Origin of the sequence: Sandaracinus amylolyticus, from assembly GCF_021631985.1 — a bacterium.
In the GTDB taxonomy this organism is placed as follows: Bacteria; Myxococcota_A; Polyangia; order Polyangiales; family Sandaracinaceae; genus Sandaracinus; species Sandaracinus amylolyticus_A.
In genome coordinates this window covers 43689-69265 of the sequence record NZ_CP070226.1, presented here as the reverse complement: position 1 = coordinate 69265, position 25577 = coordinate 43689, and the positions used below count along the sequence as shown (strand labels likewise).

The 25577-nt window shown below is 71.9% G+C and carries 6 protein-coding genes; all 6 read right to left on the bottom strand.

Features of this window, described 5'->3' with window-relative positions; genetic code table 11:
- Nucleotides 1-11 precede the first annotated feature (11 nt).
- From I5071_RS45905 to I5071_RS45880, 6 genes are read right to left on the bottom strand one after another with little or no spacing between them, the layout of a single operon-like run.
- Complete coding sequence (locus I5071_RS45905; RefSeq protein ID WP_236607813.1) at nt 12-10670, bottom strand: non-ribosomal peptide synthetase; 10659 nt, start codon at nt 10668-10670, stop codon at nt 12-14.
- Nucleotides 10667-21430, bottom strand: coding sequence for a beta-ketoacyl synthase N-terminal-like domain-containing protein (locus tag I5071_RS45900; protein WP_206607137.1), 10764 nt, complete (start codon nt 21428-21430; stop codon nt 10667-10669). Before I5071_RS45900 ends, I5071_RS45905 begins: the two co-directional genes overlap by 4 nt.
- On the bottom strand, nt 21423-22166 hold the full coding sequence (locus I5071_RS45895; protein WP_206607136.1) for a polyketide synthase: 744 nt from the start codon (nt 22164-22166) through the stop codon (nt 21423-21425). Before I5071_RS45895 ends, I5071_RS45900 begins: the two co-directional genes overlap by 8 nt.
- Nucleotides 22163-23011: an ACP S-malonyltransferase gene (fabD, locus tag I5071_RS45890; protein ID WP_206607135.1), complete on the bottom strand. Its 849-nt coding sequence runs from the start codon at nt 23009-23011 to the stop codon at nt 22163-22165. The genes I5071_RS45895 and fabD overlap by 4 nt, the downstream gene beginning before the upstream one ends.
- Complete coding sequence (gene sbnA / locus I5071_RS45885; protein ID WP_236607812.1) at nt 23008-24048, bottom strand: 2,3-diaminopropionate biosynthesis protein SbnA; 1041 nt, start codon at nt 24046-24048, stop codon at nt 23008-23010. Before sbnA ends, fabD begins: the two co-directional genes overlap by 4 nt.
- Nucleotides 24049-24075: 27 nt before the next feature.
- Nucleotides 24076-24750 carry a hypothetical protein gene (locus I5071_RS45880; RefSeq protein ID WP_236607811.1) on the bottom strand — a complete coding sequence of 225 codons (675 nt, stop codon included), beginning with the start codon at nt 24748-24750 and terminating at the stop codon, nt 24076-24078.
- Nucleotides 24751-25577 lie beyond the last annotated feature (827 nt).

Here is a 25577-nt window from a genome sequence, read left to right as displayed (position 1 = left end):
CGCGTGTGCGCTCAGAGCTCGATGCCGTGGAGCGCGGACTGAATCTCGGTGAGCTCGTCGAGCTCGACGTCGCGAGCGCCGTAGTCGGACGGCGTCGCTTCGGCGTGATCACGCTCGCGCAGTAACGTGACGAGCTCCTCGAGGAGGGCGTCGACGCGGCGGAGCAGCCGCGACAACGCGGCCTCGTCGAGCTCGTCGGGATGGAAGCCGAAGTGGATATCGAGCGCGCCGTCGCGCTGCACGGCCTCGATCGCGAGCGGGACCTCCTGCGGGCTCGACGGCGCGGTGCGAAGGCCCGAGCGCTCGACGTCGAGCGCGAACGGCGCGTTCGACGGGGCGGTGATCTCGCCGAAGAAGTCGAACGTGATCTCGGGGTCGATCGCGAGCGAGACGTCGCCCTCGATCCAGCGCGCGGCGCCGTACGCGACGCCGCCGCCCGGCACGCGCCGCAGCGCTTCCTTGACCGATTTCAGGCGGAAGCCGAGATCACGATCCGCCGCGACCTCGACGCCCATCGGGTAGAGGCTCGCGAGCCATCCGACGGTGCGCCCCGCGTCCACATGCTCGCCGAGATCGCGACCGTGCGACTCCATCGAGAGGAGCACGCGCGGGCTCGCGGCCCACTCCGCGATCGCGCTCGTGACGACGGTGAGGAGGACGTCCTGGAGATCGGCGCGGCAGTAACGAGCCGCCCCAGCCGTGAGCTCGGCGATCCGTGCGCGGTCGACCGTGCTCGACACGCGCCGGCACTCCCCGCGCGGTCTCGCTGCGACGGGCTTGCGCCCCGGCAGACGTGCCCACTCGCCGCGCGTGAGCGCGCGGAACCAGGCGAGGTCTCGCCGACCCTTTTCGCCGGCTGCGCTCGTGGTGATCGCGTGGACCACGTCGGCGAACGGATCGCTGCGCAGGAGGTTCGGGCGATCGCCGCGCGCGAGGTCTCGCAGAACGCTCGCGAGATCCTCGAAGATCACCCGCCACGACGTCGCGTCGACGGCGATGTGGTGCGCGGTGATGACCAGCACGTCGCCCGCGCCCGCGCTCCGGTAGAGGTGCGCGGCAGCGAGCGGACCACTCGCGAGATCGAAACGCTCGAGCCACGCGTCGCCGTGCGACTCGATCGCTTGCCACGGATCGACCGCATCGCCGAGATCGACGATTTCGAGCGCGGCGGGCGACGGGATCTCGGGCACGAAGATCGCCGGACCGTCAGACTGTTCGGCGAGGCGAGCGCAGAAGAGGTCGTGGTGCTCGGCGGTCGCGCGCCACGCGGCGGCGAGCGCACCTGCGTCGACGTCATGCACGCGCAGGACGGCGCGGTGGTGGTACCAGTCCCGGTGGTCGCGATACGTCGCGAGGAACCAGCGCTGGATCGGCGAGAGCGCGACGTCGCCGGTGACCCGCTCGCGCCGCGATGCATCGGCGCGGCGCAGATAGCTCGCGTGCGCGTCGACCCGCGGGCGCTCGAAGAAGTCCTGGATGCGCACGGCGAGCCCGCGCGCGCGCAGGTGCGTCGAGAGCTGAATCGCCTTGATCGAGTCGCCGCCGAGCACGAAGAAGTCGTCGTCGCGCCCGACGTGATCCACGGGCATCGCGAGGACGGTCGCGAACGCGTCCGCGACCGCCTGCTCGAGGTCACCGCGCGGAGCCTCCACGACGCGCGCTTCGTTCGATGCAGCACCGTCGAGCTGCGGCTTCGGCAGCGCACGCCGATCGACCTTGCCATTCCCCGTCACCGGAAGCGACGCGAGGAGGACCACGTGCGCGGGCACCATCGCTGCGGGCAGCGTCTCCGAGAGCTGCGTTCGGACCGTGTCGGAATCGAGCATCACGCCGGGACGCGGCACCGCGTACCCGACGAGCTGCTTGTCGCCGCGCTCGTCCTCGCGTGCGATCACGACGGCATCGGCGACGCCTTCGACCGCCGCGAGGCGCGCCTCGATCTCGCCGAGCTCGATGCGATGTCCACGGATCTTCACCTGGTGATCGCGACGTCCGAGGAACTCGAGCACTCCGTCGCTGCGCCATCGACCGAGATCGCCAGTGCGATAGAGACGCACGTCCGTGCCGCGGAACGGATCGATCCCGAACGCGCGCGCGGTGCGCTCCGGATCGTTCAGATACCCGCGACTGACGCCGACGCCGGAGACGACGATCTCGCCGGGTACGCCGATCGGCACGAGCTGCGTGTGCTCGTCGACGACGTAGATGCGGAAGTTCGAGACCGGCACGCCGATGGGCGTGGTCTCGCCCTCCGGTGCGGCGCGGAGGATGTGGTGCGTCACGTCGTCGGAGCACTCGGTCGGTCCGTACGCGTTCACCACCGGGATCGCGGGGAAGCGACGCAGCCAGCGCTCGACGAGCGAGGGCTTCACTGCCTCGCCCGTGACGAGGAGCCAACGCAGCGCCGGCAGCGCGACCTGCGGCTCCGCCTCGAGCACCTCGAGCAGCACCGCGAGGTACGAGGGAACGACCTCGAGGATCGTCGCGCCCTCGGACGTGATCACGTCGAGGAACGCGCGCGGCTCGAGCACGGTGTCGTCGTCGACGACGAGCGTGCGCCCGCCGACGCAGAGTGCGGTGAGCATCTGCCAGACCGAGATGTCGAAGCCCTGGGACGCGTTCTGGACGATGACGTCGCGCTCACCGATCGCGAGGTCGTGGACCTTCGCGAACACGTGGTTGAGCATTCCGACGTGCTCGATCATCGCGCCCTTCGGCGCCCCGGTGGAGCCCGAGGTGTAGAGCACGTACGCGAGGTCGTTCGGCCCGACGGCGGGCTTCGGCGCGCGCGCGTCGCAGGCCGCGACCGCGCTGGCGCCATGCACGTCCGAGCGGGCCGCCGCGAGACGACCGAGCGCATCGCCGAGCGCGGGGCTCTCTCGGTCCGCGTCGAGCGGTGCGGCACGGAAGAGCGCGAGATCCACGATCGGCCGGCGGCCGGCGGCGCGAGGCGCGCCTGCGCGCGACTTGTCGACGCGGAGCAGCACGTCGTACCGGAAGCGCGTCAGCTCGTTCGGAATGCGTCCGAGCTTCGGCGTCGCTTCCACGCTGACGATCTCGGGGCGGCGCCGTGCGATCTCGGCCCAGAAAGCGCGTCCGACGAAGAGGTCTTGATCCCAGTCGAGCTTGGGCGCGGCGTCCGGATGCTCGGCCTTGAAGCGCCGGAGCTCTTCCTCGACCGACTCCTTGAGGTCGAGGTCGAGGAGATCGTCGATGTAGACGGCGCCCTGGGTGCCGAGCAGATCGATCGCGCGATCGATCACGTCCTCGAGGTAGAGCGTGTTCGGGAAGTAGTGGACGACGCTGCTGGCGATGACGACGTCGTACGTTCCCCGCCCCGGTACACGATCGATCTCGCGCGCCGCGAGGGGCAGCAACGTCACGCCGCTCAAGCCGCGCCGCGCGACGCGCTGCAGGTTGCGCTCGATGATCGCCGGCGTGAGATCGGTTGCGACGTACTCAGCGACGCGCGGAGCGATCTCGAACAGCACGAGGCCCTGGCCGCAGCCGATCTCGAGCACGCGCGAGCTCGGCGTGAGCAGCGAGTCGAGCTTCGTGCAGAAGTTCTCGACGTACTCGCGCATTTCGGCGTCGGAGAACCGACGTCGCTCGTAGCTGTCAGCCCACCCGTAGCCGCTCAGCTCGTCGACGTCGACGTTGCTGAAGGCATCGAATACCGTGCGGATCGCGTGCTCCTTGTCATCGGGCAGAGCGCCGGGGTCGTAGTCGTCCACGCAGATCGCGAGCAGCGCGCCTCCGCTTCGCTGGTGCAGCTCGTCGAGCGCGTCGACGTGCGCGCGCTCCGACACGAGCGCGATGGCGTTCGAGGCGACGAGCGCCCGGTGCGATTCGGTACGCGAGGACCGCGGCGAGAGCGACACCACTCGCGCGCCGAGCTCGTCGATCGCGAGGCGCGCGAGGATCTCGGCGGCGGGATCGGAGAACAGGATCGCGACCGGCGCGCCGGGGTGGACGCCTTCGAGGCGCAGGCGCTCCGACAGCTCGCGTGCCGCGCCTGCGAGATGCGCGCGATCGAGCGTGCGCGCTGCGAAGCGCAGCGTGAGATCGCCTCCACGAGGCGCGGGCGCGCCACGCGAGAAGAGCGCGCGCAGCATGCGCGCGCCCGCGAGCGCGGTGCGGTCGATCTCGACGTTCGTGTCGTCGTCGAGCCAGACGACGGTCTCGATGGCGGTGCGCTCGCCGAGGCGTGCGAGCAGCGCGCGCGGTGCGGGGACCGCGGCGCGTGCGGCCATGAGAACGCGCGCGCGAGAGTCGGCGAGTATCGTCTCGATGCGCGCTGCGGGCAGACGCGGCTCGATCGGTACGTACGCCCCGCCGGCGCGCATCGCGCCGAGCATCGCCGTCACCAGCCCGGCGCCGCGTGGCGCGAGGACCGGAACGGTCTCACCGAGCTCGACGCCGAGCTCACAGAGCGCGACCGCGAGGCGCGAAGCGCGCGCGTCGAGCTCGGCGTACCGAACGTCGCCGTCGGGGGCACGCACCGCGATCTCCGCCGCGCGCACGCGGGCGACGCGCTCGACGAGATCGGGCAGCGACACGTCGTCGGGGAACGGACGATCGTTGGAGGCCCAACCATCTCGGACCAGCGCGAGCTCGGCGCGGCTCAGGAGCGGCAGCGCCGAGATCTCGCGCTCGGGCGTCGCCACGCCCGCCGCGAGCAGCGTCGCGTAGTGGCCCGCGATGCGCTCGACGGTCGTGCGATCGAAGAGGTCGGGGTCGTACTTGAGCACCGCGATCGCGTCGTCGTCGCGCTCGTAGATCATCAGCGTGAGGTCGAACTCGCCTGCCTGATGAATCGTGAAGATCGGATCGAGCGCGATGGCGGGCGCATCGCGGCGCACGGCGCCGCCGTACTGGCGGAACCAGTTCTGGAGAGCGAAGCAGACCGTGAGCGGCGGCGCCTCCCCGAGCTCGCGGTCGCGATCTCGTACGATCTCGAGAAGCGGCATGTCGGCGTGGCCGATCGCGCGCAGCGCATGCTCGCGGACGCGCTGCAGCAGCGCGTCGAATGCGAGCTCGCCGTCGACCTCGGCGCGGAGCGGCACGACATTGCTGAAGTCGCCGACCACGCCCTCGAAGCGCGGCTCGGGCCGACCCAGCACGCCGGTCGCGATCGCAATCGGGCCTCGCGTTCCATAGCGGAAGAGCAGCGCTTCGAACGCGGCGAGCAGCCCGTGATAGAGGCTCGCGCCACGCGCACGGCAGAGCGCGCGGAGCGCCGACATCGTGGCGCCGTCGAGCCCGAACGTGTGGTACTCGCCGGCGAACCGGCGCGTCGCGCCGCGCGGTCGATCGTACGGGAGCGTCGCGGCCTCGAGCGGTGCCTCGAGCGCTCGGCGGAACCACGCACGGTGCGCGTCTGCATCGGCGGAGCCGAGCATCGCGCGTTGCCACTCGACGAACTCGTCGTAGTCGGTCGCGGGCGACGGCGCGAGCTCCGCGCCGGTGGCGAGCGCCGTCAGCTCGTCGATCAGGACCGCCATCGAAACGCCGTCGCAGACGAGGTGGTGCGCCACGACGAGGACGACCCGTGCATCGTCGGCGCCGGTGATCAGGTGCACGCGCACCAGCGGACCCGCCTCGAGATCGAACGGCCTGTGGACGAGCTCCGCCGCGCGCGCCTCGCACGTCTCGAGGGACGCGCCGGGAAGCTCGTGGCGTTCGAGCCCGGCGAGCGGGCGCGGCGCGATGCGGCGCTGCGGCGTGCCGTCGATCATCGCGACCTGGGTGCGCATCGCGGGGTGCCGTTCGGCGAGCGCGCGCACCGCACGATCGAGCGCGTCGGGCTCGAGCCATCCGCGCACCCGGAACGCAGCCGGGACGTGATAGGCGGTCGCCTCGGGCGCGATCTGCTGCGCGACCCAGATCGCCTCCTGGTTCAGCGAGAGTGGCGCGTGCGGGCGTGCTTGCCCCGTCGCCACCGGCGCCACGTCGGCGGGCGTCGTCCGCGGGCCGCTCGCGAGCGACGCGAGCCGCTCCGCGATCGAGGCGAGCGTGCGGCAGTCCGCGACCTCGTCGGGGCGAACGCGAACCGCGTGAGCGTCGCGCACTCGCGCGAGCAGGCGCATCAGCGCGAGCGAGTCGATGCCGAGGTCGAAGAGATCGTCGTCCGCTCCGAGCGCCGCCGCGGAGACCGAGAGGACCTCCGACGCATGCCGGCGGAGGATGTCGATCCACCGCGCATGTGCAGTCGGCGATCCGCCGGCGGCGCCGGTCTCGACCGGCGCCGCCAGGGCGGAAGCCTCGTGCGGCGGCCCGACATCCACGGTCGCTTCGGTTTCTACTTCGCGGGAAGGCGTTCCGATCCAGTGCCGCTCGCCGGCGAGGGGGCGCACAGGCAGCGCGAGGCGGCGCACTCCGGCAGCGCGCCGCAACGACGGCCAGTCGAACGCCACGCCCGCGGACCAGAGCTGCGCGAGCTTGCTCCATCGACTTCGTGCGACGAGCTCGGCGAGCATGCCGCGCCCCTCGTCGTCACCGTAGATCGGCGCGAGCGAGCTCGGCGCGCGCCCCACGCCGCGCAGCCATCCCGAGGCCGATCCGGTGTCGCCGCGCGCTAGCACGTCGAGCGCGGCGACGAGCGCGTCGAGCGACTCGATGACGATCGCGGCGCGCGTGTCCATCGGCGCGCGCCCGACCTGGAGCGTGTACGCGACGCGCGCGAGCGACGTGCTCGGATGCGCGGTCAGATGCTCTCGCAGACGCAGCGCGTACGCGGCGAGCTCCGCTTCGTCGCGTGCCGACAGGCACACGAGCTCGGGCCCGACCGCCATGTCCTCGTGCGTCGGCGGCGCTTCCTCGATGACGAGATGCGCGTTGCTCCCTCCCGCGCCGAACGCGCTCACGACGGCGCGCCTCGGCTCGCCTTGCTCGCGCGGCCACGGCTCGGTCGTCGTCTGCGGACGCACGCGCGCGCGCTCCCAGTCGAGATCGGTTCGGACACGCTCGGCGTGCGGCGTGCGCACGCGGACGGCGTCGGCCATCTGGAAGACGACCTTCGTCAGCTGCGCGACGCCGGAGGCCGCCTCGAGATGGCCGATCGCGCCTTTTAGCGAGCCTATGGCGACCGGCGTCTCGCGCGGCGCGAGCACCTTTCCGAGCGCCGCGATCTCGATGGCATCTGCGATCGGCAGACCGGCGGCTGCGACCTCGATCCAGCCGAGCGACCCCGGCGTCACACCAGCGCGCGCGAGGGCCGCACGGAGCGCGCGCGCCTGTGCGCGCGGGTTGGGGGCGGTGACGCTCGGCGTTCGCCCGCCGTGGCTGAGGGCCGAGCCGAGGACGACGCCGTGGACGTGATCGCCGTCTCGCAGCGCATTCGCGAGCGGCTTGAGCAAGACGGCGCCGACTCCCTCGCCGGGCACGAGGCCGTCGCCATCACCGAGCGTGCGGCACTCGCCGCCGCTGGCGAGCATGCCGACTTCGCCGAATCCGACGTGACGCCAGGGCGTGAGCAACAGGCTCACGCCACCCGCGATCGCCGCGCTGCATTCGCCGCGTCGCAGGCTCTCGCACGCGAGGTGGATCGCGGAGAGCGACCCCGAGCACGCCGTGTCGATCGCGAGGCTCGGGCCATCTAAATCGAACCAGTGCGAGACCCGGTTCGGAACGATGTACAGCGAGGCGAGGGCGAGACGGCCCCGGTCGGACGCCTCATGCGCGAATCGCCCGTAGTTGGAGTACGTCGTGCCGACGAACACGCCGATCGCGCCGTCGCGCGCGTCGGCCTGCGCGCGCAGCGCCTCGCGGGTGTACGCGGCGTCCTCGAGCAGCTCCCAGACCGTCTCGAGGAAGAGGCGCTCCTCGGGAGCCATACGCGCCGCCTCGTGCGGCGTGATGCCGAAGAGACGCGCGTCGAAACGAGCGATGTCGTCGAGGAACGCGCCGTGGATCGGGGAGCCTGCTTCGGGCCCGAGGCGGCCTTCGGGCGCGAGCCGGATCTCGCTACGCCCCTCCGCGACGAGGCGGTGAAGCATGCGCGGCTCGCGCGCGCCGGGATAGCGACCGGCGATGCCGATGATCGCGATCGGTTCGTCGAAGCCCTCGCGGTCGGACCTCACGCCGGCGCGCTGGACGCGCGCGTCGGACGCGCGTGCGACGGTCGGCGCGGCGTGCACGTCCGACGGCTGCGTCGTCAGGACCGCACGCGTGATCGTGATCGCATTGCCGGCGAGCGGCGCGACGACGGTCGTGTCCGACGCGAGCGCACGATCGAGTGCATCGAGACCGGTCGCGGTCGGCAGCGGCGCCAGCCCGAGTTGGTCCCGCATCGCCGCAATCGCGGTCTCGTCGGTGCGCATCCCGCCCTCTGCCCAGAGCGGCCACGCGATCGACACGGTACGACCACGGCGGCGCCCCGCCGCGACCTCGTTCGCACGCGCGTGGGCGAACGCGTCCATGGACGCGTTCGCCCACGCGTACACGCTCTGCGCCGCGTTCCCGAGCCACGCGCTCGCCGACGAGAAAAGCGCGAAGAGCTCGAGATCGTCGCCGCGCGTCGCATCGTCGAGATGACGCGCGCCGGCGAGCTTGGGCGCGAGCACGGACTGCATGACGTCGGTGCCGACGTCACGGAGGAGCGCGTCGCGGAGCACGGCGGCGCAGTGCACGACGCCGTGCACGCCTCCGAAGTGCTCGCGCACCGTCGTGATCGCGTCCTGCACCGCAGCGCGATCTGCGACGTCGGCCTGGACGTAGAGCGCACGCCCGCCGGCCGCCTCGATCCCGGCGCACGCGGCCTCTACGCGCGCGTCCCGCGGAGAGCGCCCGAGCAGCGCGATGCGCGCAGAGCACCGCGCCGCGAAGTGCTGCGCGACGATGCGCGCGAGACCGCCCGCGCCCCCGGTGATCACGATGACGGCCTCGCGCCGTGGCAGCGCGCCGGCGGTGGGCGCAGTCGGCTCGAGCCGCACGATGCGTCGCACCCGACGACGCCGCGCACCGTCGTGGCGTACCGCAAGGGGCGCCTCGTCAGCGTGGGGGATCTCGCCGAGCACGATCTCGGCGGCGCGCCCGATCGCGACGTCGGGTGCAATCGTCAGGTGTCGGCCCCGTTGTCGCTGCTCGCGCCACGCGCACGCGAGCATCGCGTGGAGCGCCTCGAGCTCCACCGGCCCCGGCGCACGGTGCACGTGAAGCACCGCCGGCCGCAGGCCACGGCGCGAAAACGCCCGCAGCACCAGCGCGAGCGCCATCGCGGCGTCCGGAGTGCCGGCGACGTGCACCAATGCGGGCGCCGTGTCGAACTGCGCGGCGAAGCGCTCCCAGTGCGCGGCATCCGATGCGCACGTCCCGATCGGTTCGCGCGTGACGCGCAGGTGGGGGCTCGCGAGCGAAGCGAGCGCATCGGCGATCGGGTCACCGTCGTCGACCAGCGCGATCGTCGTGGGGGTCGGCGCCGGCGCGATGATCGGCTCGTCGCGCCACGTCGGCGTCCCGAGCAAGAGCTCCAGCGGCTCTCCCGAGGCCTCGGCGTCTCGCGGCGAGCGCTCGACGTCGCTCGACGTCTCGGCGAAGAGGCTCGGCGTCTCGCCGAGCAGGTGCGTCGTCAGGCGGCGCAGCGTGTCGTGCTCGAACAGAAGCGTCGGATAGAGCGGCTGTCCCGCCGCCCGCTCGAGACCACGCGCGATCGCCACGAGCTCGCGCGACTCGAGCCCGAGGTCGTAGAACGGCTGATCGGGCGCGAGCGCGTCGGGCGAGCGGCCCGTGAGCGCTCCCACCAGAGCGCGCACACGCTTGAGCGGATCCCGTTCGCCCTCCACCAGCGCCGGCGTGCCGTTGTCGATGCGAGCCGCGCTTTCGCGCGGTCCGACGGTGATCCGATCCGCTGAGCGCACGCGCTTGACGGAAAGCCCGTCCAACGTCGCGACCCAGCGACCCGTCACGTCAAAGAGGCGAAGATCGATCTCGTACACGTCAGCGCCCGGCCGCGGGTCCGCAGGCATCCTCGCGAGCACCAGGCAGCGGTCGCCGAGCGCGGCGCTGCAGCGGAACCGGCGCACGTGCAGCGGCACGTAAGCGTGACCGCTCCGTGCCGGCCCGAGCCGCTCGAGCACCGCGGGCACGACGGTGAGCGTGGCGCCGTCGAGCAATGCCGGATGCAAGACGAATCCGTTCGCCTCGTCGCGCGCGCGCTCGCTCAGCGCGAGCTCGAGCAGGACGTGATCGCGACCGCGCCACACGTGGCCGCGATTGCGCATCACGCCGTCGTGCTCGATCCCGACGGTGCGCGCGAACCGGTACACGCGGTCGAGATCCGCGGTGCCGATCGCCCCGCAACGCAGCGCGCCGGGATCGATCGTAGGATCGGGCGCGAGCGCGCCGTTGTCGGTCGCGACGATGCACTCGGCGTGCAGGAGCTCGTCTTCGGGGCCCGCGAGCCCGCGGCTGGTGATCCGCACGCGCGCGCCGTCAACGACGACCTGCACGCGACGCGTCTCGCCTTCGCGCGCGACCACCGGCGCGTGGAAGAGCAGATCACGGATCTCGATGCTCGCCTCGCCGCCGCGCAGCGCGCCGCGCACCAGCTCGAGGAACGTCACGCCGGGGACGACCCGCGCACCGTGCACGCGATGGTCACGCGCGATCGGGTTGTCGTGCTCGATCTCGATTTCGAACGCTCGTCGCATCTCGTCGTCCTTCGCTCTCACCCGAGGTCCACGTCACGAACACGGAAGACACCGTGCACGCGCTCGGCGGTACGAGGCGGCGTTGGGCGCGGCTCCGCCGGGCGCGGCGGCACGACCGAGGGCGCCAGCTTCTCGAGCCACCGCCGCTCGCGCGACAGTGCCCGCGGAGGCAGCGGCGAGCGCACTGCCGCGGCGCGCGGCCAGCGCGCATCCACGTCGCGCAGGATCGCGTGCACGTTCGTACCGCCGAATCCGAACGAGCTGATTGCTGCTCGACGCGCTCCTGCGATCACCGGAAACACGCATGCCTCGCGCGCGACGAAGAACGGCGAGCGCTCGAACGCGAAGCGCGGGTTCGGCTGCTCGCAGTGGATCGTCGGCGGGATGACGCCGCGGTGCAGCGCGAGCGCGACCTTGACGAGGCCCGCGATCCCTGCCGCCGAGAGGAGGTGACCTATGTTCGACTTGACGCTACCGATCGCGCAGAACCCGCGCTCGTCGGTGTGGTCGCGGAACACCTCGGTCAGGCTCTTGAGCTCGATCGGGTCGCCGATCAGCGTGCCGGTGCCGTGCGCCTCGACGTAGCCGATCGTTCGCGCGTCGACGCCGACGTCGGCGAGGGTCGCGCGCAGGAGCGCCTCCTGCGCGCTCGGGCTCGGGGTCGTCACGCCCATCGTGCGGCCGTCGTTGTTCACGGCCGAGCCCTCGATCACGGCGTAAATCGGTGCGCCTTCGGCGAGCGCGCGCTCGAGGGGCTGCAGCAGGACTGCGCCCGCACCTTCGCCCGGCACGAAGCCATCGGCGCGCTCGTCGAACGTGCGGCAGCGCCCGGAAGGTGAGAGCGTGCCCGCGCTGCTCAGCATCAAGTACGCGTGCTCGTCGAGGAGCACCTCCACCCCGCCGGCGATCGCGAGCTCGCAGTCGCCCGCGTCGAGGCTGCGGCAGGCGAGATGGACGGCGAGCAGCGACGACGAGCACGCGGAGTCGACGACCAGGCTCGGTCCACGCAGGTCGAAGAGCTGCGAGACGTGGGCGGCGATGAAGTTCTGTCCCGTCGCGACGACGCTGAACCGGCGCGGCGTCTCGATTCGCGACTGGTACCCCGCGGTGCGCGCACCGCAGAACACGCCGACGCGCCGTCCTGCGACCTGTTCGGGCGCGAGGCCCGCGTCCTCGAGCGCGCGCAGCGAGGCCTCGACGAAGAGCCGCACGAGCGGGTCGACGTGCGCAGCGTCCTCGCCCGAGAGCCCGAGCAGCGTCGGGTCGAGCTCCTCGATTCCGTCGACGTAGCCGCCCCAGCGGCTGATGCTGCGTCCCGGCGAGGGCTCCGGCGCGTAGAGACGCGCAGCGTCCCAGCGCGTCCGCGGCACCTCGGTCACGCAATCTCGGCCGGCGAGAAGGTTCGAGAAGAACGCGTCCTTGTCGGCCGACTGCGGGAAACGCGCTGCGATGCCGACGATCGCGTAGCGGCTCGCGGGAATGCCGGCAGCGCTCGCGCCCTCCGTGGTGACGGTCATGGCGGACGAGTCGTGTGGCATCGGCGGGTCCGCGGCGCGCGGTGCAGTTGCGGGGCCGAGCCCGCGGCGCGCGAGCTCGGCCGCGAGCGCTTCGACGCTCGGTTGCTCGATCGGGAGCGCGGGATCGAGCTGCGCTCCGAGCTCGCGATCGAGGCGCTTGATCAGCTGCGCGAGCAGGATCGAGTCGATGCCGAGATCCGCGAAGTTCGATCGAGGATCGATGCGCTCGGCGCGCAAACCGAGCTCCGATGCGATCACGCGGCGCAGCCACTGGACATTCGCGCCGTCGGCGATCGTGTCCTCCGGTGCCTCGTGGGGTCGTGCGACGTTCGTCCTCGGCTTGATGCCGAGCACACGTGCGCGGTCGAACCGCGTCGCGTCTGCGTACGCCGCGCAGACGACCGGGGGCATCCCACCCGGACGGAGCGCGTCGAAGAAGCGCATCGCGCGCGCGTCAGGGAGCCCGCGCCAGCCGAGCTCGCGGTAGCGCGCGCTCTTCACCTCGCCCATGCCGGACTCGCTCCAGCTCGGCCACTGAACCGAGATCACCGATCGATCTCCAGCGGCGTGTCGAGCGCGCGCGAACGCGTCGAGCGCAGCGTTCGCGGCGGCGTAGTCGGACACGCCCGCGGAGAGCGCGGGGCAGAGCGCCGACACCGACGAGAACAGCACGGAGAATTCGATTGGATCGTGTGCGAGCTCGGCAGCGAGCACCTCGGTCGCGTCGAGCTTGGGTTCGAGCACTCGCGCGATCGCGTCGACGTCCTTCGAAGCGAACGCGGGATCGCCGTCGCCGACGAGACCGGCGCAGTGGATGACGCCCGTAATTGGTCCGAGCTCCCGGCGAGCACGGTTGAGCAGAGCACGCGTGGTGCCCGCCCCGGAGAGCACGCCACCGCCGAGCACCACGCGGGCGCCGCGGTCCTCGAGCGCCTGCGCGCGATCGAGGACCGCTCGGACCGCCGCGTCACGCGCTGCGAGCGCCGAAAGCGCGGCGCGATCTTCGGGGAGCGACGTGCGCCCGACGAGCACCAGTCGACGAGCGCCGAGCGTGACGAGATGTTCGGCGATGCGCGCTCCGAGCCCGCGCGTTCCCCCGGTGATCAGATACGTCGCATCGGCGCGGACGCGCTCAGCGAGCGTGGGCACCGACGCGTCGAGCGCGGCCGACGCGAGCTGCGGGACGAAGCGCCGTCCTGCGCGCCGAGCGACGTCGACGACGCCCTCGTCGCACGCGAGCTCCTCGTCGATGATGCTACGGAGCGCCGAACCGATGCTCGCGTCGTCGAGCTCCAACGCGCGCGCCAGGATCGTGCCGTGCTCGGCGGCGCACGCTCGCACGAACGCCGCGACCGTCGCAGCACTGCGCGCAGAGACCGGATCTGCGTCGCGCGCGTGCAGGATGCGCAGCCCGCGCGCACGGTGCTCGCGCACGATCGCCTGCAGCAACGTGACGCGACCGCGCCACGGCCGAGGTGCGGCGCTCGCTCCGAGATCGACGAGGTCGATAATCTCGTCGATCTCTCCGAGACGCGCCGGGAGCGCGCGAACCGACGCGTCGTCATCCTCGCGGACGTCGCCGCCTGCGCCGACGACGAGGATGGACGTGCGACGGTCGGTCGCGGGGCCGACGAATGCGGATGCTGCCCGCTCGCGCTGATCGCCACGGACGAGGACGACGCGGCGGACGCCCGCAGGCCGGTGGGTCGCGGTCGGCGTCGCAGCGCGCTCCACGAGCTCAGTCGCGAGCCACTCCTCGACGAGCGGCCGTACCGGACCGGCCGCATCGCCCGTCAGCCAGTGGCGCGTGCGCGCGAACGGGTTCGCAGGGACCGACGTGCGGCGCGGACGCGCGGCGGCGTAGAGCTCGCTCCAGTCGAGGAGCGCGCCGCCGACCCACGCGCGCGCGAGCGCCTCGTCGTCCCGTGCATCCGCGCGCGCTGGAACCTGTACCGATGATGCCGGCAACGCGGCAACCTCGTCGGCGAGCACTCCGCTGCCCACGCCGCCTTCGAGCTGGGCGGCGATGCGGGCGCGGAGCTCCGCGAGCGACGTCGCGAGCACCGCGGTGCGCACGGGGTGCGGCTCGCGACCGACGCGAAGCGTGTATGCGATCGCCGCGAACCGCGCAGTGCTCGTGTCGGTCTCGCGCTCGAGGAACCGGAGCCACGCCTGCAGGTACTCCCGGAGCAGCTCGGGCGTGCGCGCCGCGAACGGGAACACCGAACAGTCCGCCCCGAGCGTCGCGCCCAGCACGTCGCCGGCCGCGACGTGCTCTTCGACTATCACGTGCGCATTCACGCCGCCGAACCCGAACGAGCTGACGCCTGCGCGCCGCGGCATGCGACGCCCCGAGCCGTCGCGCGGCGCAGGCCACGCGCGCGTCTCGCGGGGCAGGTAGAAGGCCGACCCGTCGAGCTCGAGGTGTGGATTGGTCTCCTCGAGCAACGCGACCCCGGGCACCACGCCACGCGAGACGCAGAGCAGCGCCTTCAGCACGCCCGCGATGCCGGCGGCGGCCTCGAGATGCCCGACGTTCGACTTGAGTGATCCCAGTGCACACGTCGCGGGCGGCGCGGGGCGGCGCTGCGTCCGTCCGAGCTCCTCGAACGCGTTTCGCAGCGCGCGCACTTCGATTGGATCCCCGAGCCGCGTGCCGGTGCCGTGCGCTTCGATCATCCCGATGTCGGCGATGTCGACGCCGGCGCGCTGATAGGCCTCGACGAGCAGCGAGGTCTGCGCGACGGGGTTGGGCACGGTCAGCCCGCCGACCCGGCCGCCGTGGTTGACCGTGCCTCCGCGCACGACGCCGTGGATCGGATCGCCGTCAGCAAGTGCGCGACGGAGCGGCTTCAGCAGGACGACCCCCACACCCTCTCCGCGCGCGTAACCGTCCGCGCTCGCGTCGAACGTGCGACAGCGACCCCGCGGGCTGGTCATGCCGGCACGGCTCGCCGTGACGTGATGGGTCGGCGTGAGCATCGCGTTCACGCCGCCTACGATCGCGAGCTCGCACGCCCCGCTTCGCAGCGCGTCGACGGCCGCGAGCAGCGCGACGAGCGAGCTCGAGCACGCAGTGTCCACCGCGACGCTCGGTCCCCGCAGGTCGAGCGCGAACGAGAGACGGTTCGGCAGGATACTGTGGATCGTCCCGGCGAGCGCGTGCGGCGCCGGTTCGGCGTCGCGCGCGACGAGCTCGCGGTAGTCGCTCGTGGTCGCTCCGACCCACACGCCTGTCCGCGTGCCGGCGAGCGCCGACGGACGCATCCCGGCGCTCTCGATCGCGCGGAACGACTGCTCGAGCACGAGGCGCTGCTGCGGGTCCATCTGCGCCGCCTCGGCGGGCGTGATCCCGAACGCCTCCGCGTCGAAGCAGTCGACCTGGTCGACGAACCCGCCCCAGCGCGCGCGCTCCGGCTGCTCGGGCGAGCCGTGATCCTGCCAGCGCCAGCGCGGCGCCGGCACCTCGGAGACGAGGTCCGCGCGCGCGCAGATGTGCTCGAAGAGATCGTCGAGGTCGCGCGCCCCGGGCAGGAGACCGGACAACCCGATCACCGCGATGGGCTCGCTCGGCGACGTCGCGGCGACGACCTCTGCGGGCGCGCTGCTGCGTCCGGTCGCGCGGAGGTGCTCCACGAGCGCGCGCAGCGAGCGACGCTCGAAGAACACTGCGGGCGAGAGCTCGATCGCGAGGACGTCGCCGATGCCCCGCGCGAGCGCGGCGAACGAGATGGAGTCGAAGCCGAGCCCCATCAGCTCGGCGCTCGGATCGATCTCCTCGGGCGCACATCGCAGGACGTCTGCCGCGAGCGCCCGGAGCTTCCGCTCGAGCCCGTCGTCATCGCCGGGCGCTGCGGTGAGCGGCGCATCGTCTCGCGCGTCCGAAGGCGCCTCGTCGCGGCGGCGCACCCAGCACCGACGGCGATCGAGCGCTCTCGGAGGGAGCGAGACGACGCGGCCTCCACGCTCGCGCGCGAGCGCGTCAGTGTCGATCGAGTCGCCCCGTACGAAGCTCGCCGCGAGCGCCGCGAGCGTCCGCTCGCCCGCGGAGCCGTCGCCCGGCCCTGCCTCGCCTCGCGCCACTCCCTCGAGCGCGCGGATCGCGTCATCGCGATCCCGCACGATGCGCGCGACGCGCCGCGCGAAGCCGCCCTCGCGGCGCGCGAGCGTGTGCTCGACTTCGCGCATCGATGCCGCCGCGCCCGGCCCGCGCAGCCAAGACGCGAGCGCTGCCGCGTCCGCCCGGAGCGCGCTTTCGGTGCGCGCCGACAGCAGGAGCAGCGAGGGACCTCCCCCGTCTCGATCGGACGCGACGGCGCCTCCCTCGCGCGGCGACGGCGCATCCACGACGAGATGCGCGTTGGTGCCGCCAAAACCAAACGAGCTCACCGTCGCGCGGCGCGTGCCCACCCAGCGCTCGCGTGCGACGGGCACGTAGAACGGACGACCGCCGTCCTGCACGTGTCGGTTCCATCGCTCGAACCCCGGTGCCGGCACGAGCTCGCCGTGGCGCATGCAGAGCAGCACCTTCACGAGGGACGCGGCGCCCGCCGCGGCCGAAGTGTGCCCGAGGTTCCCCTTGAGCGATCCTAGCGCGCACGCCTGCGTGCGCGGCGCACGCGCGAACACCTCACGCAACGCAGCGAGCTCGATCGGGTCGCCCAGCGTCGTCCCGGTGCCGTGCGCCTCGACGAGCGTGATCGCCGACGGATCGATGTCGTGCGCGCCGTACGTCTCCTCGAGCAGGCGCCGCTGCGCGTCGGTGCTCGGCGCGGTGATGCCGTTGCTGCGTCCGTCCTGGTTGATCCCGGTCGCGCGAATTACGCCGTGGACGCGGTCACCATCGCGGAGCGCGTCATCGAGACGCTTCAGCACCACCGCGACAGCCGCCTCGCCGGGCACCATCCCGTCCGCGCCGTCGTCGAACGGACGGCACCGACCGCTCGGCGACAGCATCCCGGCCTTGCTCATCCGGACGTACGGCGTCTCCGTGAGGTACAGTGTCACGCCGCCCGCGAGCGCGACGTCCGCCTCTCCGCTCCGGAGCGCGCGCGCGGCGAGGTGCATCGCGACGAGCGACGACGAGCACGCGGTGTCGAGGCTGAGCGTGGGCCCGCGGAGATCGAGCAAGTACGCGACGCGTGCGGCGAGCATCGCGGGAGAGCCGCCGACCAGCGCCTGCGCCTCGAGCTCGCCGGCACCACCGGCACGCGCGATCACCTCGTCGTAGTCAGCGCTCATCACGCCAGCGAACACGCCACAGCGCGACCCCGCGAGACGCCTCGGCGCGATCGCCGCGTCTTCGAGCGCGTGCCAGCACGCCTCGAGGAAGAGCCGGTGCTGCGGATCCATCACCTCGGCTTCGGCGGGCGACACACCGAAGAACGCGGGGTCGAACTGATCGACGTCGCGAAGGAATCCGCCCCACTTTCCGACGGTCTTGCCGGGCGAGCGCGGATCCGGATCGTGATGCACGCTCGCGGCCCAGCGTTCCGGGGGCACCTCGGCGATCGCGCTGCGTCCTTCCGAGAGCAGGCGCCAGAGCGCGTCCACATCGTCGGCACCCGGGAAACGTCCCGCCATGCCCACGATCGCGATGTCGAGCGCGCGGCTCGGCGCGGCGACCCGCGCGCGCGAGGCGTCGTGGACCGTCGGCTCGCTCGGCGGCGGGGTGGCACTCGCGCCGGCCGCGCGCGGCGGCTCTGTCGGACCGCGTTCCGCGACACGTGCTGCGACCGTGCGGGTGAGCGCCTCGAGCGTCGGATGGTCGTACAGCGCTGTCGCCGGAAGATCGATGCTCCATCTCTCGCGCACACGTCGCGCGATCTCGACCGCGACGACGGAGTCCACACCGAGCTCCGCGAATGGACGGCGTCGATCAAGCGCCGCTGGGTCGAGGAGGAGCTCGGCCGCGATCACGTCGCGGAGCCCCTTCGCGACTGCGTCACGATCGACGGTGATCCGCTCGTCGGTCGCGTGCGGCGGAGCGCTCGGTGCGAGCGACTGCGGAGCGCGGGGCGCTTCGGCGCGCTCGATCTCACGCCGCGGCGCGGTGGTCGGCGCGGGCGCGGCCGGACGCGCGTCCTCACCGCGTGCCGCGAGCCGAGACGCGATCGCAGCGCGCAGCGCGTCGAGCGTCGGATGGTCGTAGAGCGCGGTCGCGGGCAGATCGACGTCCCACTGTGCTCGCACGCGCCGCGCGATCTCGACCGCAATGACGGAGTCGACGCCGAGTTCGGCGAACGGACGACGCGGATCGAGCTCGCGCTCGTCGACGAGCAGCTCGGCCGCGAGCCAGCTCCGCAGCATGCGCGAGAGGGACTCGTCTTCGACGGTAGAGCGCGCCGAGATCGCGTGCTCGGGTGGCGCCGCCACGGAGCGCGACTCGTCGCGCACGGACACAGAGCGCTCGGGCGCACGCGTGATCGGTGCGAGTCGCACACGCGCCGAGGGGGGCGTGGTGCGACGCTCGTCCGCCGCCGTGACGTTCGCGCGCGCCGCGTCAGGCGCGGTGGAGGGCGATGGCTCGATCGGATGACGGGGATCGTGGTTCGGCATCTGCAGCCAGGCTCGATGGAGGTCGAAGCGGTACGTCGGTAGCGGCACGCGGCGGACCTGGTCGGCACGGATCCAGGCGCGCCAGTCGATCGATGCGCCGGCGCCGAAGAGCGCGGCGAGCGCCTTCGTCGCGTCGTGTCCGGGCGGAGCGATCGCAATGGCCGACGGCGCGGTTTCGGGGCCGACGTGGATCGCGATCGCACGATCGCCGAGAAGCGCGCGAGGATCGACGAGCGGATCCACGGCGAACACGCCCGCAGCGTGCGCGACGCGATCGCGCGCGAAGCGCGCGCGGTCCGACGCGATGAGCGCCGGGTGACGCGAAGGATCGGCGCGCACCACCCGCCCCGGGGCGATGACCACCTCGCCGTCGCGCAACGCACAGGCGACCTCGAGCGGCGTCACGTCGAAGGACGCTGCGAGCCAGGCGAGCTCGTCCAGCGCGCCGCGCGCGCGCACGCGTCCCGAGAGCGACCACTTCGCGTACAGGCGCCGGAGGCTCGCCACCAGCGCGACATTCACGAGCGCGCGCCCGCTCGCGTCCTCGATGCGCTCGCGGAGCGCGCGCTCGATCGAGAGCCCGACCTGCGCGAGCGCGGGCGCCCACTCCTCGAGATACTTGCGGAACGTGTGCTGCCGCGGTGCGAGCTCGCGCGCCTCCGCGAACATCTGCGCCTCGTCGTCGGCATCGACGACCACGGCGCGGGCGAGCTCGACGAGGTACGCGCCCTCGAGCATACCCGGAACCCGAAGCGTCGCGCCGCCGAGGTCCGCGACCACGCCCCCCGGTGCGCGCCACGTGACCTTGCACGCGTCGCACGCGCCGATCGCGACATCGATCGCGTCGACGTCGTCGAGCGAGCCCGCCACGACCCACGCAGCGAGCCGTCCGGCGCCACTCCCTGCCACGGCGTCGAGCTCGATCGTGCCCGCGAGCGCACGTCCCCACGTGATCGCAACGGCCACCGACATTGCACGCAACTCGTCGGCGGCGGCCGCGCCGTCATCCCATCTCTCGCAGGTGCGCGCGCCGAGCCGCGCATGGATCGCACTGCGCACGCGCTCGAACGAGCTGGCGAGGCTCGGACATCCACGCGCACACGAGGACAGCGCGCGCCACCACGGGCCCGCCGCACCGCTCCCCGATCCCGGGTCTCCGAGGTGCAGAAGGATGCGCGGCGATCCGTCCGGCGCCACGATCGGGCGCGCGAGCGCATCGTGCAGCGCATCGCGCAGCGCGATCGGACTCGGGTCGTCGCACACGAAGCGCACGGCGAAGTGCTGGCGACCGAGCAGCAACGTGGCGCGCTCGTCGAGCGCATCCTCCGCAGTGGGCGCGCGCGCGCTCCATTGCTCGATCGCGGCCCGCAGGCTCGACGACGATCGCGCCGAGAGCACAAACGGCAGCGGACCGTTCGCGAGCGCGTCGCGCTCGCGCGCATCGCCACGCTGGGTCGGCGGCGCTTCCTCGAGCACCACGTGCGCGCACGCGCCGCCGAACCCGAACGAGCTCACGCCCGCACGCCGCGGCACGCCGCTCGCCGAGGTCCAAGCCTCGTCGTGCGTCGCGAGACGGAGCGGTCCACCGTCTAGCGGCAGGATGGGGTTCACGCTCGTCACGGCGGGCGTCGGCACGATGCGTCTGAGCCGCATCATCGCGAGCACCTTGAGCACGCCCGCCAGTCCCGCCGCCGCCTCGAGGTGTCCCAGGTTCGCTTTGATGGATCCCACGGCGATCGACGCGGGCTCGTCCTCGAACACCCTGCGCAGGCCCTCGAGCTCGATCGGATCGCCGAGCGATGTGCCGGTCGCGTGCGCCTCGACGTACCCGATGGTCGCGGGCGCGACGCGCGCGTCGCGCAGCGCTCGTCTCACCACGTCGGCCTGCGCCTCGGCGCGAGGCGCGGTGATCGACGTCGCGTGCCCGACGTGTCCGACGGCCGAACCCTTGAGCACGCCCATCACATGGAGACCGCGCGCCGCGGCGTGCTCGAGCCGGCACAGGAGCAGCACGGCCACGCCTTCACCCGGCACGTAGCCGTCGGCCTCGACATCGAACGGCCGGCACACGCCGCGCGGGCTCAGCATGCGCGCCTTCCCGAACGACGTGTGCTTCAGCGGATCGCAAATCACATTGGCGGCGCCGACGAGGGCGAACTCGCATTCCCCGGCGAGGAGCGCGCGACGCGCATCGTGCAGCGCGACGAGCGAGGACGCGCACGCGGCGTCCACCGCCTTGCTTTCTCCGTCGAGCCCGAGCGCGTACGAGATCCGGTTCGCGAGAATGCCGGCGTAGTTGCCGAGACACGTCCACGCTTCGACCGCATCGCCCTCGAGCGCGGCCGCGCGCTGGAGGTGATCGAGCGCCATCACGCCGACGATGACGGCAGTGCGCGCCCGCGCGAGCTCGTTCGGCGCGAGGCCGGCGGACTCGACGCAGCGCCACGCTTCCTCGAGCAGGATGCGTTGCTGCGGATCCATCGCTCGCGCCTCGCGCGGCGACATGTGGAAAAACGCATGATCGAAGCGATCGATGGCCTCGAGCAGCGCCGCGCGTCCTTCGGGACCGCCGCGCTCCCAGCGCGTCGTGACATCGTCTGCCCGCACCTCGCCTCGCGCGAGGAGCGACGCGAAAGCATCCAGATCGGGCGCGCCCGGGAAGCGCCCCGAGGCTCCGACGATCGCGATGTCGCGCGAGTCAGACATCGGGCACCTCGGCGATCCGCGCGCGCACCTCGGGAAGCGCGAACGTCGCGCGGTGCATCTCGAGTTCGTGCTCGTAGATGCCCGACAGCGACCCACGGAGGCTTCGAGACAGGTGGCGCTTGAGCGTAACCAGCGACGCTCTCGGTTTGTCCGCGAGCTCCGCCGCGATCGTGGACGCGCGCGCGCTCACGTCGGCGCGCGCCACGATCGAGATCCCCGCGCCACGAGAGCGCAACTCCGCACCGCGGTACGCGCGGCCGGTGAGGAGCATCTCTTGGGCGAGCGCGGTGCCGAGGCGCTCCGGCAGGATGCGCGTGGCACCCATGCCCGGCGTGAAGCCGACCCGCATGAAGCTCGCCGCGCACATCGCCTCGTCAGCGAGCACCACGACGTCCGCCGAGAGCCCGAGCACGAGGCCGCCCCCGAAGGCGTGACCTTCGATCGCCGCGATCGTCGGCACCGGGCAGTCAACGAGCAGCCGCGCGATGCCGAGATCACGGAAGTCGGCGCGCCCGTCTGCCAGCGCGTGGAGCTCCTCGCGCGTGGCGCCGCTGCTGAACCAGCTCGCATCGCCACGCAGCACGACCGCGCGCACGTCCTCGTCGCCCGCAACCCCCGCGAACGCAGCGCGCAGCCCGGCGAGCAGCTCCGGCGTGAACGCATTGCGGCGCCGGGCGTCGTTCATCGTGACGACGGCGACCCCGTCGCGGATCTTCGCTCGCTCGATCACGCTCACGACGGCTGTCCCCGCCGAATCTGTCGGAGCAGGCCGGTGAGAACCTTGCCCTCGCCGAGCTCTTCGAACTCGGTGACGCCCTGCGCGACCAGGTGCTCCACGCACTCGGTCCAGCGAACGGTCGCGCGGATCTGTGCCGCAAGCGCGGGCCGCGGATCGTGCTCGTGGGGGCGCGCGGTCAGGTTCGAGAGCACGGGGAAGCGCGGCGGTCTCATCGTGATCGCGTGGAGCGCCGCTGCGAACTCCCGCGCTGCGCTCTCCATGTGCGACGAGTGGAAGGCCGCGCCGACCGCGAGCCGGACCCACTGCGCGCCCGCGTGCTCGAACGGCGCACGGGCGCGCTCGAGCGCGTCCGGCGTACCCGCCAACACAACCTGGCGCGGCGAGTTCAGGTTCGCGATCTCGATGCCGAGCTCGTGCGACGACGCGAGCACACGCTCGACCTCTTCGACGGGGAGCCCGACCACCGCCGCCATCGCACCGCCCGCGGCGCGCCCCATCAGCTCGCCGCGACGCTTCACGAGCGCGAGCCCCGTCTCGAAGTCGAACACGCCCGCGGCGAACAGCGCGGCGTACTCGCCGAGGCTGTGTCCGGCGGCGAATCTCGGCAGCTCGCTGCCGCGCTCGAGCCGCGAGAGCCACGCGAGGGCCTGCACGACATAGAGCGCCGGCTGCGTGTACTCGGTGCGCGCGAGATCGTGGTCCGATCCCGAGACGCAGAGCTCGCGGACCGACCACCCGAGCACCTCTTCCGCGCGCGCGGTGAGGTACGGCAGCTCTTCGAAGAGCGCCGCGCCCATGCCGCGTCGTTGCGAGCCTTGCCCGGCGAAGACGACGGCCTTCATCGCGCGCTCCTCGATGTCGGCTCGCCAAGAAGCTCGGCCGCCCACACGTCGTCGTAGATGGTGTCGACGTATCGCTCGCCGCGGTCGCAAAGCACCACGACGACGTTCGAAGCGCTCCGGAACCGATCGAACGTCTGGAGCAGCGCCGACATCACGGCACCCGACGAGCCGCCCGCGAGGATCGCCTCGCGGTCGAGCAGGTATCGACAGCCCCGCACGCACGCCGCGTCGTCGACGTGCAGAACGACGTCGGCGATGTCGGGACGGTAATGATCGGAGCGGAGCGCCGACCCGTGACCCGGGATCACGCGCTTGTGTCGAGGCTTGCCGAACGTGACGCTGCCCCGCGCGTCGACCGCGACGATCGTCGTCCGCAGGCCGCGCTCCTGCACGTGCTCGTACGCACCGCGCAGGAGCCCGAGCGTGCCCGCGGCGCAGACGAGATAGTCGAGATCGCCGTCGAGCTGCTCTTCGATCTCCCGCATCGTCTGGCGATGCGAGGCCGGGTTCGCCCGCGCGCGGTACTGATTGGGCCAATACGAGTTCGGGAGCTCCGCGAGGAGCTCGCGGACGCGGCGGAGGCGCGCGGGCAGGAGCTCGCTGGTCTCGGGATCGGGATCGGTGACGACCTCGACCTCCGCACCATATGCACGCAGGAGCGCAAGATTGCTGCGCGTCGATTTCGTGTCGACGACGCAAACGAATCGCATTCCGTGATAGCGACAGACCTGCGCGAGCCCGATCGCGAGATTTCCCGACGACGACTCGATGATCGTCGTGTTGCGATCGATCAGGCCTTCGTCGAGCGCTGTGCGAATCAGGTTCAGCGCTGGGCGGTCCTTCAGACTGCCACCCGGATTCAGCAGCTCGAGCTTCGCGTGCACGCGCAGTCCGAGATCGTCGGACACACGCGATAGGTACACGAGCGGCGTATTGCCGATCGCGCTGAGTATTCCCTGCTTCACGGGCGGGCTGACCGCCGCGCGAGCGATCTCGCGGACGTCCGTCTGCCGCAGCTCCGAACGAGCGTGGCTCAAGGTGCTTTCCTCCCCCGGCGAATCGGGTCAGTGATTCAGGTGTATGCGGTCGTCGGCGATGCCGATCGCATGGAGCGCACTGCGTGTGGCTTCGACCATCGGCGCCATCCCGCACACGAATGCCCGCGCGCTGGAAGTGTCGATCGCGGCCGTCGCTCCCGCGAGCCGGTGATGCACGTGCCCGAACGCACCGTGCCACGAGCTCGAGGCGCGGCTGAGCACCGGGATGATCTCGATGCGTCGACTTTGCCAGTCGTCGAAGCGGGCGCGATAGGCGAGGTCGCCGACGTCGCGCTCGCCATAGACGAGCACGACTCGGCCGAACCGCTCCCGCTCTTCGAGCATCTGCTCGATGAGCGCGCAGATCGCGGCGATCCCCGCGCCCGCGGCGACGAGGACGCAGTCGCTCGATCGTGCGGCGCGCCACGGGAAACCGGCTCCGCGCACCGCGCGCGCGTGGAGTCGCGCGGTCGAGCGCGCGATTGCGATCACTCGCTCACCCGTCGCCGAGCCGCGTCGCACGAGGAGCTCGAACGGGTGCACGCCAGGCGGCGCCGCGATCGCGAAGAGACCGCCAGCACCGGTTGCGGCGCCATCGAGCTCTAGCACCTGCCCGGGTTCCGAATACGCCAACGACAGCGACTCCGACGGAGCGATACGCATGCCGCACAGTCGGTCGGTCTCCTTCCACGTCTCGAGCACGACCACCTCGTGTGCTAGCGCGGCGTGCTGAAAACTCGCTTGTTCGCTTGTCATCGAATTACTGCGCGCCACAAACATCGAGTGCCCCACACCGGGTCATTCCGTCGTCCCGCGGATGCACAGTGAGAGCGCCCGTCGACGTCGCCACGTCTTCTTGGTTCGTCATCTGGGGTTTCGCCTCACATGGTCTCTAGGGCTCAATGGCGAGATCGAATCGCGAGAGTCACTCGCCGCTTACGGCGTGCGAGGAAGATCTGCGGCGACTCGCGCGGCCTGCCGCGGCTGAGCGATCGATCGAACGCGCAGACTTCAGAGGTGACTGCATCCGTGAGGCAAAAAACCGGAGACATGCTCCGGTTTCTCGCGCTCTCGATCCGGGCACGATCGGGGGACAGACGAACAGCATGACAATCGTTCCGGTGTGAATGACTCGAGTGCAGCGATCGACTCGCTGCACCGGCGATCATTGTCGCGCGCACGAAGCGCGATCACTGCCGAGCGCGCAGCCCGATCTCCGTCCCACAAGAAGTAACGTGAGTTCGCGCAGCGCATGTCGCTGTTACGGACGCTGCGCAGATGGTCCGCAGCAGCTGCTCGTACGACCCTCCTTGAGCTCGGCGCGAGGTACGCGGGTCGAGAGCGGAGTGCGTGTCGGAGGGCGCACATCGCGCCCGCCCTCGCACACGGGCGGTGGCGTGTTTCGCCTGCTGACGCACGAGCAGCGGTGTTGTCGGAGCGTCCACGATCGCGCCGTGCAGTGGAGGATCGGTGTCGTGGGATCATGCGTTCGCGCGATGGACTCTCGCGCTGGAACCGATGTTGCTGGT

Excerpts from the sequence above, each read along its gene's own strand:
- I5071_RS45900 (WP_206607137.1), bottom strand. The coding sequence starts at position 21,430 with ATGTCTGACTCGCGCGACATCGCGATCGTCGGAGCCTCGGGGCGCTTC.
- fabD (WP_206607135.1), bottom strand. The coding sequence starts at position 23,011 with ATGAAGGCCGTCGTCTTCGCCGGGCAAGGCTCGCAACGACGCGGCATG.